We start from the raw sequence: 18,272 nt of genomic DNA, 5'->3' as shown, positions 1-18,272 counted from the left end.
CCGGCTGACGATGGAGCGGACGCATCGGGTGTGGGGACGGAAAATGCAACTGGCCGTAAAGCGTTTGGCTGTCGCACGATCTGGGCGACGAGCACCATGGAGTGTAAAATCGGACCGATCCTCATCTAAAGGGATCAGTGTTCCAGATGGCGCCGCAATGCGAATATGGCCTTGGTCTGCAGCCATCAGGCAGCCCTACAGTCGGCAAATGACGAACGGCAAGCGACTCTGCTTCAACATGATTGCCGGGAACGGACAGACGCGCAGCGTGCGCCGTTCCACCGAGGGATTGGCATGAGCACCATCGGCCTGTGCATGATCGTCAAGAACGAGGCCAAGGTCATCTTGAACTGCCTCGCCAGCGCACTTCCACTGGTCGACTATGTGCTCGTCGTCGACACGGGCTCCACCGACGGCACGCAAGACGTAATCCGCGATTTCCTGGCCACCCACAACGTCCAAGGTGCCGTCATCGACGAGCCATGGCGGGATTTTGCATATAACCGCAGCTTCGCCCTCGAGCAGTTGCGCGAGGTGGAATGGATCGACTATGCGATGATCATCGATGCCGATGACGTGCTGATCGTCGATCGCGACTTCGAGCCGATCGCATTCAAGTCGCGGATGGAACACGATCTGTATGACATCGAGGTGTCGCATGGCGACATCTCTTTCTACCGCCCGCAGATTTGCCGCAACCGACTGCCCTTCTCCTTCAAAGGGGTGCTGCACGAATATCTCGAGGCGCCTCCCGGGCCGATCACACGGCTGAACGCCGAGGGCTTCCGCATTGCGACCGGACGTGGGGGAGCCCGCAGTCAGAACCCAAGGAAATATCAGGACGATGCGGCTGTCTTGGAGAACGCGCTCGCAACCGAGACCGACCCGTTCCTGATATCGCGCTACACGTTCTATCTCGCGCAGAGCTACAGGGATTGCGGCGAGCGCGAGAAGGCGCTGGAACACTACCTGAAGCGCGCCGATCTGGGTTTCTGGAACGAGGAGGTCTATGTGAGCCTCCTCGAAGCGGGCAACATGATGGCGGCTCTCGAGCGGCCATTCGAAGAGGTCGTCGGCGCCTACGAGCGTGCGACCCAGACAGTGCCGGCCCGCGGGGAGGCGCTGCATGCGGCGAGCCGTTATTGCCGCGACCAGGGCAGGAACGCCGAAGGGCAGGAGTACGCGCGGCGCGGTTTGGACCTCAAGGCGCCAGCCGGCTTGTTCGTTCAGCCCTGGGTCTACGACTACGGGCTGCTCGACGAGTTTTCCGTCAACGCGTACTGGGCCGGCGCATACCGCGAGTCACTCGATGCCTGCTTGAAATTGCTGATCTCCGATAAATCGCCGTCGGACATGCTGAAGCGCGTGGCGGCCAATGCGCGATTTGCCGCCGAGAAGCTGCAGGTGCGCGAACCACCGCAGTTGGGACGGTTCGGCAGCGAAACCTTGATCGAACAGCACAAGCTGGTCCGGCAGCGTTCGCTGCGCTCGCGATTGAAGGGCATGCCGCGCGTTCTGATATCGATACTGGCAAAGCAAAAGGAGCCGTCACTCCCCCTTTACCTCGAATGCATCGAGGCGCTCGACTACCCGAAGGAATCGATCGTCCTCTACATCCGAACGAACAACAACACCGACAGGACCGAGCACATATTGCGCGAATGGGTGGAGCGCGTCGGTCATCTCTATTCGGCAGTCGAGATCGACGCTTCGGACGTCGCCGATCGGGTCGAGCAGTTTCGCGAACACGAATGGAATGAGACGCGTTTCAAAGTGCTCGGGCGAATCCGCAACATAAGTTTGCAGAAGACGCTCGAGCATGGCTGCGACTTCTATTTCGTCGTCGATGTCGACAATTTCGTGCGCGCAGCCACGCTGCGAGAGCTTGTCGCGCTCGATCTGCCGATCGTCGCTCCCCTGCTCCGCTCCATCTCGCCTGGCCAATACTATTCGAACTACCACGCCGAGATCGACGCGAACGGCTACTATAGGCAGTGCGATCAATATGCCTGGGTGCTCAATCGCCATGTACGCGGCGTCATCGAGATGCCGCTGGTGCACTGCACCTATCTCGTGCGCGCCGACGTGCTCAACGAGCTGACCTATGACGACGGCACGTCACGATACGAGTACGTCATCTTTGCCGACAGCGCCAGGAAGGCGGGCATCATCCAGTACATGGATAATCGGCAGGTCTACGGCTACATCACTTTCGGCGACCACGAATACCACGTGAGTGACGGGATCGAGCGCGCACGAGAACTTTTGCAAAACGCGGGCGACACTCCTGTGCTTGCCGGCGCCACGATCCCTGCATCCGCGCCGGCATCGCCCAAACCTGACGAGTCGACGGCTTCGTCGCAAATTCACCTGATAAACCTCGACCGCAGCGTCGAGCGCTGGAACAAATATCAGAGCAACAACTGGCATCTAAGGCGCGAAACGGTTCGCGTATCGGCGGTTGACGGGGCTTCGCTGGACAGGGATGAGCTCATCAAGGAAGGCCTCATAACTGCCGATTGCGCATACCCTCCAGGCACGTTGGGATGCGCCCTGTCTCACATCAATCTATGGAAGCAGTCAGTTTCGCAGAATAAGATAATAACTATCTTCGAAGACGACGTTCGATCTTCATTCCAATTTGTAGAGGAAGCGGCCACTTTAATGGCCCAAGCGCCGGCGGATTGGGATATCATACAATGGGGCTATATATTTGATCCTTCCTTCATATGGCTCGATCTGGGCTTTTCGAAAGCCAAGCTGGAATTCTACGACCGGAGATACAGCAAAAGAACGACCTCGTTCCAGTTCGAGAAATTCCCCAGATCGCTCATCAAGGTCGAGCATTCATTTGGGCTGCAGGCCTACACGATCACGCCAAAAGGCGCGCGCATACTTCTCGAAAAATGTCTCCCGCTGCGCAGCAGACTGATCCCATTTCCTGGAACCGCCGTCGTCCTTGACGACACCGGCATCGATTGCGCGATGTGCGGCGCATATACTTCGATGCGGGCCTTCGTGTGCATGCCCCCACTCGTTATTCTGGATGACGACTTGCCTTCGGATCGAATAGCGATGGACCAGCAGCAGTAAGGGGCGCTGGCCTCGGCCTGCTGGCGGTCGGGTTTGATCTCCGGCCTACAAGTCCGGCCAACGGGCTGACATCGCTTCGATGAACCGACGAGAGTTTACGGCGTTAACCGTCACATCCCTTGGTCTGGTTTCCCCGCCGCGGTGGATTCTGGGCAGGAGTCTGGCGGCCATGATGTCCGTGAATGCCCAAGCTGAACCATCGGCCGGGTTGCTTCGCGCTCCCGTCGAGCTTGCGGGCGACTGGGGCCGGATGCTTCATGGTGCCGTCGTTCAGGTCGTCGAGCGGATGCGGCACGCTTGCCTTGACGGCATTCGCCTCGTCTCCGACCGCCAGCCGACGCGGCTGCGCATCGAGGAGCATACATCCGGCACGCCCGCCATCTGGCTGCACCCGGATGGGACCAATATGGCGTGGATCATCGTCGACATCGGCGAGCGGGACTGGTCGAAGCTTGCCTACCAGTTCGGCCATGAACTGGGTCATGTGCTTGCCAACAGCTGGCAGGTCGACGCCAAGCCCGCGCTGCCCTGCCAATGGCTCGAGGAAGCGATGGTGGAGGCCTTGTCGCTGCATGGCCTGGGACGTCTGGCGAAGGACTGGAAGCAAAACCCTCCCTTCGCCGGCGACAACGCCTTCGGAGACGCCATTGCCGACTATCGCGCAAACATCGTCAGAGGCTATAGCGCGCTCGCCGGCAGCCAGGGGCTTGCCAGCGATGCCGCGGCTTGGTTCCACGATCATCGCAGCGAGATCGAGGTTCCGGCCCTCAATCCGTTCGCGCAAGCGATGTCCCTGACGATTCTCTCGGAATACGAGCAGGCTCCGGACTGCGTCGAGGCGCTTGGCGCACTCAACCGCTGGCCCGGTCGCAGCGGGATTCCCGTCGGCGAATATTTCCAGAAGTGGAAAGAAAGCTGTGCCGAATTGCACGCGTCACCTCAGTTGCCGCTCCACTTGGGCGAACTTTTGGGGATTCTGCCCCGCACCAAGTGAGGCGTGGCCCGGCGCAGCGGCGACCGATCACATCCCAGATCTCAGCACCGGATAGACCTCACTAGCGCTTCAGATTAGGCCTGATTGGTTTGACCTCTTCTCGCGTGCTCGTATCGGGTAGTTCGCTAGGACCGTCTGGGTTCGGCGCCGGCTTTTCACGCGTATCCCTCGGCGGCTTGTCCTTTGGATTGGGGCTGGGCGGCGTTGGTTTGTGTGGTCTTTCCCGTTTCGCTGATTTCGACATCGTACAGGTTCCTTTACATGCACAAACTTTGGAGGAAGTTTACAGTTCCACGCCGGCTCGGCGGCTGACCGGTCGTTCCCCTGCTTTAGAGGCGAATGCAGGATTTGATATCTGCCTCAGCCGAGCGGCGGCGACGGAGGCTGCGCCGGATCCGGTGGATATCTTGCTCTCGCGGATGCACCCGGAATCGCGGCCCCGGTTTGTGATGGAACGCTACCGGTGGACAGCGAGTTCCTGGTCAAACATCGATCTGGCGGCGGGCTTCGTACTGATGGGAGAGTACAATGAAAATCGGCAGTTGCATGACAAGGAACGTAAAGATCGCGAATCCCGAACAGTCAATTCGCGATGTAGCACAGATGATGGACAGGCTTGACGCAGGAGCCATGCCTGTGGGCGACAATGATCGGGTGGTAGGCATGATAACCGATCGCGATATCGCCATTCGTGGAGTGGCGTTGGGCAAGGGTCCCGACACCAAGGTACGCGATGTCATGAGTTCGGAGGTCAAATACTGCTTTGATGACGAGGAGATCGAGCATGTGCTCGAGAACATGGGCGACTTGCAGGTGCGCCGACTCCCCGTTCTCAATCGGTAATTGCTCACCCTCTCGAAAGCCGGCGTGGGTTTGACGGGAATGGCATTGCGTGATTCAAGCTGCGGATGGATCGCGCGGTTCTTGATTCGCTGGACCGGGAACAGCTGATAGAGATCATTTTGGCGCAGGCCGCGATGATCGAGCAGTTGACGCGGCGGGTTGCGGAACTGGAGGCGCGGCTCGGGCTTCCGCCAAAGACACCGGATAATTCGAGTGTTCCGCCCTCGCAAGGTCGCAAGGCTTCGGCGGCAACGCCGCCGGCAAGCAAGCGGCGGCGGCGCCGGAAAGGGCGGACCGGGGCGCATCGTGCGATGGCTTCGAACCCGACGCAAACATTGGAGATGCGCGCTTCGTGCTGCCCACATTGCCGGGCGGATGTCTCGGGCGCGCGGCAATGGCTGTGCGAAGCCTATGATCATGTCGAGCTTCCGCCGATCGAACCGGTGGTGACGCGGATCAACCTTTACGGCGGCGCCTGCCCGAACTGCAGCCGGCGCTTCAAGGCTGCCGCACCGGCGGACATGCCGCCTGGCTCGCCGTTCGGGGCAAAGCTGCGCGCCCTGGTGATTTACCTGCGCTACACGCACGGCATCGCCTTCGAACGCCTGTCGCGGACGCTGTGCGATCTATTCGGGGTGGAGATCAGCGAGGGGGCGCTGGTCAACATGCTCAAGCGGGCCGCAGTCCCCTTCGCCGCGCAGACCGAGCGCATTCGCAACGACCTCATGGTCGCGCCGGCGCTGGCCTCGGACGAAACCGGCCTGCGGGTCGGCAAGCGCAACTTCTGGCTCTGGGTGGTTCATCACAAGGACAGCGCCGTCTTCCTGGCCGATCCGACGCGGGCCAAGCGTGTGCTGGAAGACTTCCTGGCTGATCGTCGCCCCGATTTCTGGCTTTCCGACCGCTATGGTGCCCAAAAGGGCTTCGCCAAACGTCAGCACCAGTTTTGTCTGGCGCATCTCATCCGTGACGCTCAGTATGCCATGGATGCCGGCGACGATTGTTTTGCGCCCGGCCTGATCGCGCTGCTCAAGCGCGCTTGCCGCATCGGTCGCGAGCGCGATCAGCTCAGCGATCGACAGCTGGCTTTCTATAACAGGAAGTTCGTCAAGAAGCTGAGCGAGCTGCTCAGGCTGCGTCCCACCCACGAAGAAGGCATCAAGCTGCACAAGACAATCGGTGAAATCCGCCGAAACCTGTTCGTCTTCATCACCAATCGGGCGCTGGAGGCGACCAACAACGCCTCCGAGCGCGCCCTGCGCCCTTGCGTGACATTCCGCAAGATCACCAACGGGTTCCGAACAGAGTGGGGCGCCAAGCTCTACGCCGACATTCGATCCGTCCTCGAAACCGCCCGACGACGGGCCATCGACCCACTCGACGCCCTAACCACAACCCTCAACGCGCGTCCCTTGGCATTCGCCCAGGCGTAGGGGTGAGCAATTACCTCAATCGAGACAAGCGGCTCGTCGGCATTGTTTCCATTGGCGACCTTGCGACAAATGGCGAAACCGCGGAGGCTGGAGGGGCTTTGCGCGACATCTCGCGACCGGGCGGCGAGCATTCGCAGACTGCGCATTGACTGCGCAAAGTCGACTGGAGATGAGCCTCCCTTCGTTGACCCTCAGTTGGGGCCGGAAGGCTCGGCGCTTTCTTCGATTGCTCGAAATCCCAAATCCGAAGCATCGGCGCACTGGCGGCCGACGCTTCGGCGTTCGGCCAGTAGTCCTCCATCGCCACGATCTTGAAGCCGTCGCTCGATCACGCCTCGCGTAATGGCCTACTTTTCCAAAGCGGGAAACGCGCGCACGCTTCTCATGCGGCCCGCAACCTCCTCTGCGCCTTCAGCCGAGCCCCATCCTGCATAGCCATCCTCACAGCGTTCAGCTACGCGCCGACGCTGTCCGGCCAGAGCCTCTGGATGTCCTTTGGCAAAGCATCGCGTACCTTGGCCGACTGGCCGAGATCGATATGATGGGCGAGCGCCTTGAAGACGGTCCTTGCAGCATCGCCGGCGTTGACGGGTCGCCCGGATTTCAGGCCTTCCCCCACGGGGTGGAGGAACTCTTCAGCGGACCGATCGCGGCGTGGCAGGTCGGACGGCTTGTACTGGTCGTAATATGCACCGCGAACCAGAAGCGGCAGTTCGGCAGCCAGGTTGGCTCCCAGTTCCGCAGGCAACCTGTCCCTCAGGGTCCGCAAGACCACGCCCAGCGTGTGCCACGCCAACTGGCGGTCGGGGCCGAGATCATCCATGATCTCGTTCAGCCAGATGTTGGTGGTCTGTACGGTCTTGTCAAAAACATCGAGACCGGTTGCGCTCATCATCGCCTCCCTGACGAAAATCACCCTCGCGCCCATTGCAGATAGAACACGCGACTGGAGCTATTGTTTCGTCCATCCGGCATTCTTTTGGCCCGATGCTGGTCAGCGACCTATAGTTCCTGTGCGTCCGACGGCGGACAACATTTCTCTCGGCGATTGCTCGCCAGGCGAGCTACTGGGCTGGCGTGCTGCCGGCAGTGAGCAGAAAGCCCGATCCGCCGGTCGAATACCACAATCCCAGACACAGCAGTGCCAGCAGTATGATGAACTATCGCCGCAGCCCGAACCAATACATGCATCGCGTTGTCACCTTTCGCTTCGATCTCTGCCTCCCAAGGCTCGGTTGTCGGCGTCATGCCGAAACCGCTCGACCGTAAAGCTGGAACCCTCACCAACGACTCGCGTTCAAAAGGAACCAACGGCGCTTCAGCCATTCCGAGCAAGGAGAAGGTGATGCCGGACAAGAAAATCATCGATAAGGCACGAAAGGACAAGCGCGAAGGAAAGTCGGCAAGCACGCAAGCGGGCGAATTCGTGCATGAGGAGATCAAGAAAGTTCGCCGCGGCGAGCACGGCGCGCGTTCCACCAAGCAAGCAATTGCAATTGGCCTTTCTGAGGCGCGCCGCGCGGGCGTCGACCTGCCGCCACCCGGAAAAGGCAAGGTCAAGAAGAGCACGCGCAAGGGCGCCGAGTACGCCTACGAAGTAGGCCAGGGTGAACGCAAGCCGAAGCATCGCCCGAAGGTCTCGCACGCAGTGTCGGAGGTTCTCGAGGACGAGCCGAAAAGCAGTGCATCACACAAGGCACTCTCGCAACAAGCCAAGAGAGCGGCATCCCGCCGGACGGCGGAAGAGCGGTCGGCCGCTGCGAAGAAGGCAGCCAGAACCAAAGGCCCGAGTGATCGCTCCGCGGCGGCCCGGAAGGCAGCCAAAACGCGCGCACGTCACAGTCACAGCTAGCCGGTGAAGCCTAGCGGCGTTGGTATGGTCGAGCGGCCGCGGCATAGCTTGCGCCTCACGTCGGGAGCTTCGCGCCGGTTCGCCTGGCTTTTCTGTGGCATAGACCTGCCGCACCACAACAGGGAGGAGCGATGGTAGCTGCATCCGAAACCAGCTTCCCGCTGCCTCTCGACACGCAGCCGATGGAGGCGCAGACCGCCGAGGCGCTGCCCGAGGATCGCGGCGCGTGGGAATACGAGCCGAAATGGGATGGGTTTCGCTGTCTCGCCTTCAAGGGCCGTGACACCGTCGACCTCAGGGCGAAATCCGGGAAGCCGCTCGGTCGCTATTTCCCCGAACTTACGGCCATTCTGCGCGACATCCATGCCGAAGATTTCGTCGTCGACGGCGAGATCGTGATCGAGATCGAGGGCCGCGCTTCCTTCGACGCACTGCAGATGCGGCTTCACCCGGCCGAGAGCCGGATCCAAAAGCTGAGCGTGGAAACGCCGGCGCAATTGATCCTGTTCGACATGCTCGTCGCACCGGGCGGCAAGTTGCTGCTCGCAGAGCCCCTGCAGGAGCGGCGGGCGGCAATTGAGGCTTTCGTGACGGAGGTCGACAAGGCCTGCTTGCGGCTCTCGCCATCCACCACGAGACTCGCAACCGCCAAACGATGGCTGCAAGGCGCAGATCACGGCTCGACCGATGGGGTCGTCGCCAAGGCTCTGGACGAACCCTACCGGCCGGGCGAGCGCGCGATGATCAAGGTCAAGCGGCTGCGCACGGCCGACTGCGTGGTGGGCGGGTTCCGATACCTGAACGGCAAGCGCCTTGTCGGCTCGCTGCTGCTTGGCCTCTACAACGAGCGCGGCCTGCTCGACCATGTCGGCTTCACCTCGGCGATCGGCAATGACGTCCGGGCGGCGATCACCAAGAAACTCGAGGAGTTACGCGGCGGGTTCGGCTTCACCGGCAAGGCACCGGGCGGCCCGAGCCGCTGGAGCACCGAGCGCAGCGGAGAATGGGAGCCGGTGCGGCCGGAACTGGTCGTGGAAGTCCGCTTCGACCACGTCACCGGCAACCGCTTCCGCCACGGAACAAGGCTGGTGCGCTGGCGACCTGACAAGGCGCCGCGTCAATGCACGTTCGAGCAGATCAAGCAGTAAGCGCCGTTCCGCAAAAGGGATGCCGTTGAAGGCAACAAGGTTTTCGTCGAACGACTGCTTTCCTTGGAAGATCGCGGTACTTATCGCTTTGAACTAAACTACAGCCCGAACGGGAAGGTATCCGGGACCCGACCGCCGCCCTCGCCTTCAAACGGCAATGGCGTCACCGCCTTCGTCTCATTAAACCAAACAAACGCATCAAACTGCCGCGATAGCGAAGCCTCCGCATAATGGCTCAGCAGTTCGGTCTCGGGCCGGTATATCACGCCGATGAACCGCTCGAGTCGCTGCGCCGCAAGGGCCTCCGTCGCCTGGCTGTTCCGTTGAAAATCGACGATTGCGCGGGGCTTTCCCGCCAAGTTGAAACATCGCTCCACGCTCTCTTCGTGAGAAGGCCTGACCTTCTTCACCTCCATCGGGCCGTCCCAGTCGCTCGCAGCCGCCACGGTTCCGGCATGGGTGCCAAAACCGATCAGTGCAATCTCGCTGCCGAATTTCTCCCTACAGAGCTGACCGATGTTCAGTTCCCGACGGATCTTTCCCATCTCGGTTTCGCGAGCATCACCAACATGCGAATTGTGTGCCCAAACGACGGCCTTGGCGTCCGAGCCCCTTGCATCGAGCAGATGCTCGAGCGTTTCGAACATGTGCCGATCGCGCAAATTCCATGTTTCCGCGCCGCCGTAGTACATGACGCGGTAGTACCGCTCCGCGGACGCTATCAGCCTGGCGTTTTGCGCGGCATCGAGAAACTCGTCACCGCCGTCGCTCGCATAGCGAAGCTGATTTTCAAGAAGCTCCCGACACTGCTTCGCCACGGCGTCCTCACAGTTACGGTATCCGGCAGTGAGCACTGCGCGCCCGTAAGTGGAGGGTTCGTTTTGCCACGGTGTCAGGCAGCCGTATCGCTCGCGGGCCACCGCCGCCGCCTCGGGGTCGACCTCGTCGAGGTATGCCAGAACAGCGGCGATCGAGCCGCTCATATTGTAGATGTCGAGACCGTAGATGCGGGCTTGTCGATCGGGGTCGGCGGCTTCATTATGCGTACGAAGATCGCGGAGGAAAGCATCAAACTCCCGGTTGCGCCACATCCAGGTCGGAAAGCGCCTGAAAGGCGTGGGTTCGCTTTCCCGCGCCGGTAGTCCGCGAACGAAGCGATTCACAGCTGATGCGTCAGGCCAGTCAGCCTCCAGGGCAATGACCGAGAAGCCATGATGTTCAATCAGCCGCCGGGTAATCGCTGCGCGGGCCCGGTAAAACTCCGACGTGCCGTGGGTCGCCTCGCCGAGCAAGACGATCCGTCGATCCGCAAACCTGTCGAAGAACCCGCCGAACGCCTGATCCTCCGGTTCCGGCAGGTCTTCTGCGGCGTGGCAAATCAGTTCGGGCAAACTCTTCTTCGAAAAACCGGGAGAGCGTTCAGCCGTGTCGGACCATCCGTGTTCCCCGATGAGCGGCACAAACATCACGCCGCCCAAATCTTCTTCCTCGAACTTCTTGGCGCCGACGCGGGTCACGCGGATCAAACGCTGCTCTATCTCGTTGATCCCCACGGGAATGATCAGCCGGCCGCCAATGTCGAGCTGGTCCTTGAGGGCTTCGGGCACGACCGGTCCGCCAGCCGCCACGATTATGGCATCGAATGGCGCTTTCTCTGGCCAGCCCTTGCTTCCATCGCCGATGCGCAGCTCCACGTTGCCGATATCCAGCTGCTTCAACCGACGTCGTGCCATTTCACCAAGGGCACCGTGTCGTTCGACCGTGAATACGCGATCGGCAACCTTGGCAATGATCGCGGCGGCATAGCCAGATCCGGTGCCGACCTCGAGCACGCGGTCCGTCGCCTCGACCTCCGCCATTTCGACCATATGGGCAACGATGAAGGGCTGCGAAATCGTCTGGCCGTGACCGATCGGCAGTGGCGAATCCTCGTATGCGAACTCCTCAAAACCTTCCTCGACGAACACCTCGCGTGGAACTTGACGCATCGCTTCAAGCACTCTGGGATCGCGAATACCGCGTCGCGCGAGATGGGCGGCAACCATGTGCTGCCGGGCATTTTCGAAATCGAGCATCGGGTTCCTCCCTGCTATCGAACTTGCCAGAACCAAAACTGTTCCGTTCGATTCGGTGGCAGGCGAACGGCCCCGCAAATTGCTCCAGCCAGATCTACCGCTGCGTCTTGGAAGTCTCGGAGACTGCGAGCCGCTGCTGTTGGCCACGGCGCTTGTGTTGCCTGTCGCTTTGGAGCAACAGGAATGGGAAACCTCGATAAAGGCCTCGACAAGGCAAGGAAATCAACGTGATGCAGTGGGGTTTGCCACCCCTGAAGCGGAGAGTTCTGGCTTCAAGCGATCCTTTGCTCGAGCTGTGCCATGTCCGCGTTCTGCCGCAGGCCCGTTGCGACGACCGACACCCGGAACTTTCCCGCCAGCGCCTGGTCGAAGATGGCACCGACGATAATGTCGGCGTCGGCATCGACCTCTTCGCGTATCCGCGTCGCAGCTTCGTCGACCTCGAACAGTGTCATGTCCATGCCGCCGCAGATCGATACGAGCAGGCCCCTGGCGCCGGTCATGGAGGCTTCGTCGAGGAGCGGATTGGCGATTGCGGCCTCCGCCGCCGTCCTTGCGCGACCCTCTCCGGAGGCCTCGCCGGTTCCCATCATCGCCCGGCCCATGTCCCGCATCACTGACTTCACGTCGGCGAAGTCGAGATTGATCAGGCCTTCTTTCACGATGAGATCGGTGATGCAGCCGACACCCGCGTAGAGAACGCGGTCCGCCATGGCAAATGCGTCGGCAAACGTTGTCCTGGCGTCGGCGACCCTGAAGAGGTTCTGGTTCGGAATGACGATGACCGTATCGGCGCTCTCGCGAAGGCGTTCTATGCCTTCCTCGGCGGCCTGCGTCCTGCGCTTGCCTTCGAACACGAACGGCTTGGTGACGACGGCCACGGTCAAGATGCCGGCGTCGCGCGCGGCGCGCGCAATGATGGGCGCGGCGCCGGTCCCTGTGCCGCCCCCCATGCCGGCGGTGATGAAACACATATGCGTTCCCGCCAGATGATCCATGATCTCATCGATGGATTCCTCTGCCGCCGCGCTGCCGACCTGGGGCAAGGATCCGGCCCCCAGGCCCTCGGTCACATGCGCGCCCAACTGAATCAGTCTTGGCGACTTCGACATGGTGAGCGCCTGAGCGTCGGTATTGGCAACGACGAACTCGACCCCTTGCAAGCCTTCGGCAATCATGTTGTTGACCGCGTTTCCGCCGGCGCCGCCGACCCCGACTACGGTGATCTTAGGTCTCATCTCCAGGATTTCCGGCTTGGCGGTCATTGTGATCTCTCTACGGCAGGCACCCGCCGCGCCGCACCATGCGGAACCGGCGCAGCAAGCGCACGAATCAGGCGATCCCCACCGACATTAAGGAATCAGAGTAGGCGCCTCGCTGCAAGGCCAGGCTGAGGACTGCCGTCAGGCTGAGCTGTCCGAGAGTCTGACTGGCAAGGGCATAAGTCATCGGTGCGGCTGCTCCGCCGACGGAAAAATCGGCGAGGCGTTTGCCCATCGACATGGTCAGTACCGTGTCGAAGACCGGCATTCCGCTGTGCGAGAGAAAGGCGGCCGCCGGCAGCGCATTGGAGCGGTTCAGTCTGGATCGAGGCGTTGGCCGCTGCCGCCACCCTTCGCTGCTATCGGGCTTTCGCCCGATACAACTGCCGATTCCGCGTCGGAATAAGATGAACAGTGGGAATTCCGTCGTAAGATGACCAATTGCGCGATCTAATCCAGATAGAACCTCGCTCTCACAAACTCTCTTCTCACAAACTCTTCAGGCGACTGAGATCGGCCATTGTGGCCTTGCGCTCGACGATGGTGCGACCAAACTTGTCCTCCATGCTGAAACGGCCGTTCTCGATCCTCTCCTTCATTCCGTTCCGGTGCGTGACCTGGATGCTGTTGCCACTGACCTCGACCTTGTCGCCGGTCGCCGCGTTCACATGATCGTCGACATCGGCGGTGCTGGCGGCACTGTTGGAGGCGCTGTTCGTCGCGCCCTTGCTGTTGCCGCTGTTTCCGCCGCTGTTGTTGTTGCCCCCGGCGTTCCCGCTATTGCCGTTACCGTTCGAACCGCTGTTTCCGTTGCCGCTGTTGCCGCCGGAGTTGCCGTTAGAGCCGCCGTTCCCGCTATTTCCGTTCCCGCTGCCGTTTCCGCCGCTATTTCCGCCGTTGCCGCTATTTCCACCGCCATTGCCGTTGCCGCCCTTGCCGGCATAGGCCTTGGTCACGACAGAACCGTCTAAGGAGAGTTGAAGAGGCGCGACGACAAACGCCAGCGCAGTGAGCGCCCGCAAGCCAAGCCTGCAGCCCATGCGCGCTGCGCGCATCCCATTCTCTCCATACCGGCCTTCGGCCAAGCTACCCCACCGGCCATGTCGCCGCACCTGCATCCCCAATCGGCGTGTCCTGGGGAAGCGGGCCTTTGTCCAGTTTTCTCAGGCTTTGTTTCGTGAACATTTCTGACTTACGCCTTCTCAACCAGATGCGGTCTGGCGCCGCCGCGCAGCAGGCGGTTCTTGGGTGAGGCATGCCGCAATGCGTCGCGCTAAACGCCCCCGGACCTCTTGGCCGCGACACCGAATGGCGGCATCGATATCCTGCGCATCCGCATGAGCGTACCGGAAGTGATCAGGCCCGCCGGGATTTGGCCTAATTTTAAGCAATGCTAATGGAAAGCCGGCCTGGTTGGGGTACACTCGCGGCTTGAAGCGCGTCGCGTTCGAACCGCCTTTTGTGAGGCGCTCCACTGTCTTGCTTTCAAGCATGTGGCAAACGCGGGGCATTCTTGGGCGACATGTTCTGGAAACGGTTGCGCCAATGCTGCTCGAGCGAGAGGGACCTCTCAAAACTTTGCTGGCAACCGCGGCCAGTGCCGCCGAGGGGCGGGGCGGCATCGTGCTGCTCGAAGGCGAGGCCGGGATAGGCAAGACTTCGCTGCTGCAGGAATTCACCGACCGCGCGGGCGAAGGCTGTCGGGTGTTGTGGGGCTGGTGCGAGGCGCTTTTCACGCCCCGTCCGCTCGGGCCCCTGCAGGACATGGCGCGGGCGCTCGACCCCGAGGTCGCAGCGCTGCTCGACCAGGGAGCCGCGCCCGAACGGCTCTTTCCCGCGCTCCTCGATGCGCTTCAGCACCGGTCAGGAACCACGGTACTCGTTTTCGAGGACGTGCATTGGGCCGACAATGCGACGCTCGATCTTATCCGATATCTCGGACGTCGCATTTCCGTGCTTCGCGCCTTGCTGGTGCTGAGCGCGCGCAGCGACGAGCTCGTCGCCGACCATCCGCTCACGCATATAAGAGGCGATCTGCCGGCGGCATCGCTGACCCGCATTGCGCTGAAGCCGCTTTCGCCCCAGGCGGTCACGTCACTCGCCGAACAGTCGGGCCGCGCCGGCGCCGATCTTTACCAGATCACCGGGGGCAATCCGTTTTTCGTCTCCGAGCTTCTGGCAAGCAGCGAGGCGGAGCCGGGGCACGTCCCCGATTCCATCCGCGACGCCGTGTGGTCGCGGTTGTCGCGCCTGACGGCCGGCGAGCGCGAGGTGCTGGAGATGATGAGCATAGAGCCGGGCAGCGTGGAGCCGTGGCTGATCCGCGCCCTTCTCGGCGCCGAGGTCGACGCCGTCGTGGACCGCTGCGTGGCTCGCGGATTGCTGCGGCGGGACGCTCAAGGCGCCCTGACCTTCCGCCACGAGCTGGCCAGGCAAGCGACGCTCGAGCGGCTGTCGCCCAGCCTTCAGCGGTCGCTTCATGCCAAGGCGGAGGCAGCGATGGCAAGGCTTCCGGCAGCACAGGCTGGCGCCCAGCTTGCGCGCCGGGTGCATCACGCCGCCGCCGCCGACAACGGCGCGCGCGTTCTCGAACTCGCGCCGCGGGCCGCGGCGCAGGCCGCGCGGCTGGGGGCGCATAGCGAAGCCGCCTCGCATCTGGCGACGGCGCTCAGATACATCGCGCAGGCGCCGCCGGCCGAGGCGGCCCAGCTCTACGAATCCTGGGCCTACGAGGCCGGGCTGGCACTGCAGGTCTATGACACGATCATCGAAGCGCGGCATCGCGCCATCGCGCTCTGGCGAGAACTCGACCGCCCGGACAAGATCAGCCTCAACCTGCGCAACCTTTCCAGGCTGCATTGGCGCCGCGGCGAAGGCGAGCAGGCGGAACATTTTGCCAACGAAGCGGTGCGCGAGGTGGAAAACCTGCCGCCCGGGCCGGAACTGGCGATGGCCTACAGCACCTGCTCGCAGCTGCATATGCTGCACTACCGCTTCGACGAGGCGATCGAGTGGGGCCTGCGCGCGATCACCCTGGCCGACCGGCTGGGCGAGGTCGAAACGCGCGTCCATGCCTTGAACAATGTCGGCACCTCGCTTTTGTTCGACGACCGTCCGGGCGGTCGCGAACGAATGGAGGAAAGCCTGGCGCTCGCGCTCGAGCACGGGTTCCACGACCATGCGGCGCGAGCCTACACCAACTATGCCGAATATGCGGTCGTGTCCAAGGACTTCGCGCTCGCCGAGCGGCTGCTCTCCGAAGGTATCGTGTTCGCCGCCCGGCATGACCTCGATTCGCCGGCGCAGTATCTGCTCGGCCGGCAGGCGCAGCTTCGCATGGAGCAGGGCCGCTTTCGCGACGCCGAGACCATAGCGCAAGGCGTGATGAAACTGGAACGCCTGCCGGTGGTCATGCACCTGCCGGCGCTCACCGTGCTCGGCAGGGTGCGCGTGCGGCTGGGCGAACCCGGCGGCCCTGCCCTGCTGCAGCAGGCGCTGGAGGAGGGACTGCCGACCGGCGAGCTGCAACGCATCGTGCCGGTTCGTATGGCGCTGACCGAGGCCGCCTGGCTTGCCGAGGACCGCGCAGCCGGCCACGAGCAGCTGGCGGCGCTGGCTGCGATGGATCTCGCCAACTTCCGCCCTTCCGATCTCGGCGAACTGGCTGTGTGGTGGCGACGATGCGGGATGGAGGAGCCGCTGCCGGCGCCGACGACACGCATTCCGTGGCGGCGCGCGGTCGAGCTTTCCGGCGATCCGTTGACAGCGGCCAGGGAATGGGAGCGCCTCGGCCTCCCCTACGAGGCGGCGCTTGCGCTGATGCAGGTGCGGGGCGCCGATGCCGCGATGGCGTTGGCGAGCGCCGTGACAAGGCTGGAGGCGATCGAGGCGCGTCCCGCCGCGATGCTGGGGCGCAAGCTGGCGCAGCGCCTGGGCATCGCCGGCCGGCTGCCGAAGGTGCGCCGGGGTCCGTACACGGCCGCCCGCCAGCACCCGCTCGGCCTGACGCAGCACGAGCAGCAAGTGCTCGCGCTGATCGCGGAGGGCAAGAGCAACAAGGAGGTCGCCCGGACCCTGTCGCGATCGCCGCGCACCATCGAGCACCAGGTCTCATCGGTGCTCGGCAAGTTCAACGCCGCCAACCGGATGGAAGTGCTGCTACGGCTGCGCGGCGAGCCGTGGCTGCTCCCCACCGTCGCCGCGCCCTGATTCGAAGCCTTTCGTTCCTGATTGAATCGTTTTGCCGGAGGGTTTCCCGCGGGCGGACTTCCACGTTGTCAGGCGGCTTGCCGTCGGAGAAACAGGACCGGTTCAAATGGAAAGCGCTGTAGCGAAATTAGGAACGCGACAGCCGAAATTTGGGTGATCGTACCGATGTGCGGGAAAGCCGCGGCGCGTAGGCTCAAGTCAGTTGATATTCCGGGCGGGCCGCCTGTCCGGGAGTTCGCTGAACCGAAGGAGAGATAGCGATGACCAGACGTTTTGGCGCATTTGCATTTGCGCTGCTCGCCGCCACGGGTGGCGCGGCGGCATCGGAACTGGTGCCGGGCAGCGGCCACAGCATCCAGCTCGGCAGCTTCAGCGGCGCCGTCTATTACACGGTCGAGCAGGACGGCTACCGGGTCGTCGCGACCATGGCTTCCGGGGCCGAGCAGCAGCCGGTCCGCGTCGTCTCCACGCTCGCGCCGGGCCAGCGCATGATGATCTCCGTGCCGCAGGCCGTCGGCCAGCCGTCGATCGATTTCGAAATATTGCGCGACGGCAAGGCACTGCTCGTGAGCGACCCGAACTTCGTTCCGGCCAACGCCGCGGAGAACGACCTGACGCTGGACAGCGCGGAGCCGGTCAGGACGTCTGCCACCGCGCCCTGAATCGGGCTGGCCGGCACCGTTGGGGGGCGCCCATTCCATCGTCATCCTGAACCGGCGTAGCGCAGACCTTCGGGATCCTGTGCCATGACTTCAGAACGTTGCGACGGCGCGGAGTTCTGTTCTGCCGCGTTTTGCGGCGGAGGGTACGGGATCCAGGGGCGCCACGACGGAGCTTCGCTCCTGTTTCGCCCAGGAGCGACCAAGTAGGGTGATTTCGGCCTGTCGGTCCGGCGAATGGATTTCCGCCGCTGTTGGATGACGGACAGATGGGTAGCTTGCTGCAGAGGGTTGTCCTGGCTTCCGCTGTCCTGAGCCTCACGGCCGGCGCAGGAGCGGAGGCGCGGGATCCCGCCGCTCCCGGAAAGTTCTATAGGGTCGTGGACGGCAAGGCCGATGCGCGGACCTATGACGGTTTCAGGCGTTATCATGCGGGCTGTGGCCGCTGCCACGGCCCCGACGGCGTGGGGTCGACCTTCGCGCCGTCCCTGGTCAGCCGGCTGCCCGACATCGAAGCCTTCCGGCGCGCCGTGCTCAACGGCCGTGCCGACGGCGGCTCGGTGATGAAAGGCTTTGCCGGCGATCCCAACTTCGCACCCTATGTGGACGAAATCTATGCCTACCTGCAGGCCCGTGCTGACGGCTCGCTCGGCCGCGGGCGGCCCGGCAGACTGCAGCCGTAGAAAGCCCTGGAGCGTCCGCTT

The 18,272-nt window shown here is 62.7% G+C and carries 13 protein-coding genes and 2 pseudogenes; 10 read left to right on the top strand and 5 right to left on the bottom strand.

Annotated features, from left to right (window positions below):
- Positions 1-165: 165 nt before the first annotated feature.
- The 5 genes and pseudogenes from QAZ22_RS15495 to QAZ22_RS15475 form a co-directional block, all read left to right on the top strand.
- Complete coding sequence (locus QAZ22_RS15495) at positions 166-3,093, top strand: glycosyltransferase family 25 protein (protein WP_278207652.1); 2,928 nt, start codon at positions 166-168, stop codon at positions 3,091-3,093.
- A gap of 169 nt (positions 3,094-3,262) precedes the next feature.
- Complete coding sequence (locus QAZ22_RS15490; RefSeq protein ID WP_278207651.1) at positions 3,263-4,087, top strand: hypothetical protein; 825 nt, start codon at positions 3,263-3,265, stop codon at positions 4,085-4,087.
- Between the two features lie 528 nt (positions 4,088-4,615).
- Positions 4,616-4,927, top strand: a pseudogene (locus tag QAZ22_RS15485) (CBS domain-containing protein); the annotation flags it as partial.
- A gap of 68 nt (positions 4,928-4,995) precedes the next feature.
- Positions 4,996-6,363 (top strand): IS66 family transposase, encoded by a 1,368-nt coding sequence (locus QAZ22_RS15480; protein ID WP_278202609.1) that lies wholly within the window; start codon positions 4,996-4,998, stop codon positions 6,361-6,363.
- A gap of 14 nt (positions 6,364-6,377) precedes the next feature.
- Positions 6,378-6,512, top strand: a pseudogene (locus tag QAZ22_RS15475) (CBS domain-containing protein); the annotation flags it as partial.
- Positions 6,513-6,817: 305 nt separating this feature from the next.
- On the opposite strand, the gene QAZ22_RS15470 reads toward QAZ22_RS15475, so the two are convergent.
- Entirely contained in the window at positions 6,818-7,255 is a 438-nt protein-coding gene (locus tag QAZ22_RS15470) for a DUF2267 domain-containing protein (protein WP_278207650.1), read from the bottom strand.
- A gap of 354 nt (positions 7,256-7,609) precedes the next feature.
- On the opposite strand from QAZ22_RS15470, the gene QAZ22_RS15465 reads away from it, so the two are divergent.
- A complete protein-coding gene (locus tag QAZ22_RS15465; protein ID WP_278207649.1) occupies positions 7,610-8,215 on the top strand; it encodes a DUF6496 domain-containing protein in 606 nt (201 codons plus the stop codon).
- A 131-nt stretch (positions 8,216-8,346) separates the two neighbouring features.
- Positions 8,347-9,363 carry an ATP-dependent DNA ligase gene (locus QAZ22_RS15460; protein ID WP_278207648.1) on the top strand — a complete coding sequence of 339 codons (1,017 nt, stop codon included), beginning with the start codon at positions 8,347-8,349 and terminating at the stop codon, positions 9,361-9,363.
- A 98-nt stretch (positions 9,364-9,461) separates the two neighbouring features.
- On the opposite strand, the gene QAZ22_RS15455 is transcribed toward QAZ22_RS15460, so the two are convergent.
- The 4 genes from QAZ22_RS15455 to QAZ22_RS15440 form a co-directional block, all read right to left on the bottom strand.
- The gene (locus tag QAZ22_RS15455) at positions 9,462-11,438 is read right to left on the bottom strand and encodes a protein-L-isoaspartate(D-aspartate) O-methyltransferase (RefSeq protein ID WP_278207647.1); all 1,977 of its coding nucleotides are present in this window, start codon (positions 11,436-11,438) and stop codon (positions 9,462-9,464) included.
- A 272-nt stretch (positions 11,439-11,710) separates the two neighbouring features.
- Positions 11,711-12,703 carry a cell division protein FtsZ gene (gene ftsZ, locus QAZ22_RS15450; RefSeq protein ID WP_278207645.1) on the bottom strand — a complete coding sequence of 331 codons (993 nt, stop codon included), beginning with the start codon at positions 12,701-12,703 and terminating at the stop codon, positions 11,711-11,713.
- A gap of 67 nt (positions 12,704-12,770) precedes the next feature.
- Positions 12,771-12,968, bottom strand: a complete 198-nt coding sequence (locus tag QAZ22_RS15445) for a hypothetical protein (RefSeq protein ID WP_278207644.1) — start codon at positions 12,966-12,968, stop codon at positions 12,771-12,773.
- Positions 12,969-13,188: 220 nt separating this feature from the next.
- Positions 13,189-13,755 carry a hypothetical protein gene (locus QAZ22_RS15440; protein ID WP_278207643.1) on the bottom strand — a complete coding sequence of 189 codons (567 nt, stop codon included), beginning with the start codon at positions 13,753-13,755 and terminating at the stop codon, positions 13,189-13,191.
- A 490-nt stretch (positions 13,756-14,245) separates the two neighbouring features.
- Between QAZ22_RS15440 and QAZ22_RS15435 the strand changes: the two genes are divergently transcribed.
- From QAZ22_RS15435 to QAZ22_RS15425, 3 genes are all read left to right on the top strand, one after another.
- Positions 14,246-16,909 (top strand): AAA family ATPase, encoded by a 2,664-nt coding sequence (locus tag QAZ22_RS15435; RefSeq protein WP_278207642.1) that lies wholly within the window; start codon positions 14,246-14,248, stop codon positions 16,907-16,909.
- A 260-nt stretch (positions 16,910-17,169) separates the two neighbouring features.
- Entirely contained in the window at positions 17,170-17,571 is a 402-nt protein-coding gene (locus QAZ22_RS15430; protein ID WP_278207641.1) for a hypothetical protein, read from the top strand.
- A gap of 377 nt (positions 17,572-17,948) precedes the next feature.
- The gene (locus QAZ22_RS15425; RefSeq protein ID WP_278207639.1) at positions 17,949-18,251 is read left to right on the top strand and encodes a c-type cytochrome; all 303 of its coding nucleotides are present in this window, start codon (positions 17,949-17,951) and stop codon (positions 18,249-18,251) included.
- The last annotated feature ends 21 nt before the right edge of the window (positions 18,252-18,272 follow it).

It is taken from the genome of Mesorhizobium sp. WSM4906 (assembly GCF_029674625.1).
Classification (GTDB): domain Bacteria; phylum Pseudomonadota; class Alphaproteobacteria; order Rhizobiales; family Rhizobiaceae; genus Mesorhizobium.
This window is presented reverse-complemented; position numbering and strand designations above follow the sequence as displayed.

Excerpts from the sequence above, each read along its gene's own strand:
- QAZ22_RS15470 (WP_278207650.1), bottom strand. The coding sequence starts at position 7,255 with ATGAGCGCAACCGGTCTCGATGTTTTTGACAAGACCGTACAGACCACC.
- QAZ22_RS15430 (WP_278207641.1), top strand. The coding sequence starts at position 17,170 with ATGACCAGACGTTTTGGCGCATTTGCATTTGCGCTGCTCGCCGCCACG.
- QAZ22_RS15460 (WP_278207648.1), top strand. The coding sequence starts at position 8,347 with ATGGTAGCTGCATCCGAAACCAGCTTCCCGCTGCCTCTCGACACGCAG.
- QAZ22_RS15490 (WP_278207651.1), top strand. The coding sequence starts at position 3,263 with ATGATGTCCGTGAATGCCCAAGCTGAACCATCGGCCGGGTTGCTTCGC.
- QAZ22_RS15440 (WP_278207643.1), bottom strand. The coding sequence starts at position 13,755 with ATGCGCGCAGCGCGCATGGGCTGCAGGCTTGGCTTGCGGGCGCTCACT.
- QAZ22_RS15465 (WP_278207649.1), top strand. The coding sequence starts at position 7,610 with ATGCCGAAACCGCTCGACCGTAAAGCTGGAACCCTCACCAACGACTCG.
- QAZ22_RS15445 (WP_278207644.1), bottom strand. The coding sequence starts at position 12,968 with ATGCCGGTCTTCGACACGGTACTGACCATGTCGATGGGCAAACGCCTC.
- QAZ22_RS15495 (WP_278207652.1), top strand. The coding sequence starts at position 166 with ATGGCCTTGGTCTGCAGCCATCAGGCAGCCCTACAGTCGGCAAATGAC.
- ftsZ (WP_278207645.1), bottom strand. The coding sequence starts at position 12,703 with ATGACCGCCAAGCCGGAAATCCTGGAGATGAGACCTAAGATCACCGTA.
- QAZ22_RS15480 (WP_278202609.1), top strand. The coding sequence starts at position 4,996 with ATGGATCGCGCGGTTCTTGATTCGCTGGACCGGGAACAGCTGATAGAG.
- QAZ22_RS15455 (WP_278207647.1), bottom strand. The coding sequence starts at position 11,438 with ATGCTCGATTTCGAAAATGCCCGGCAGCACATGGTTGCCGCCCATCTC.
- QAZ22_RS15435 (WP_278207642.1), top strand. The coding sequence starts at position 14,246 with ATGCTGCTCGAGCGAGAGGGACCTCTCAAAACTTTGCTGGCAACCGCG.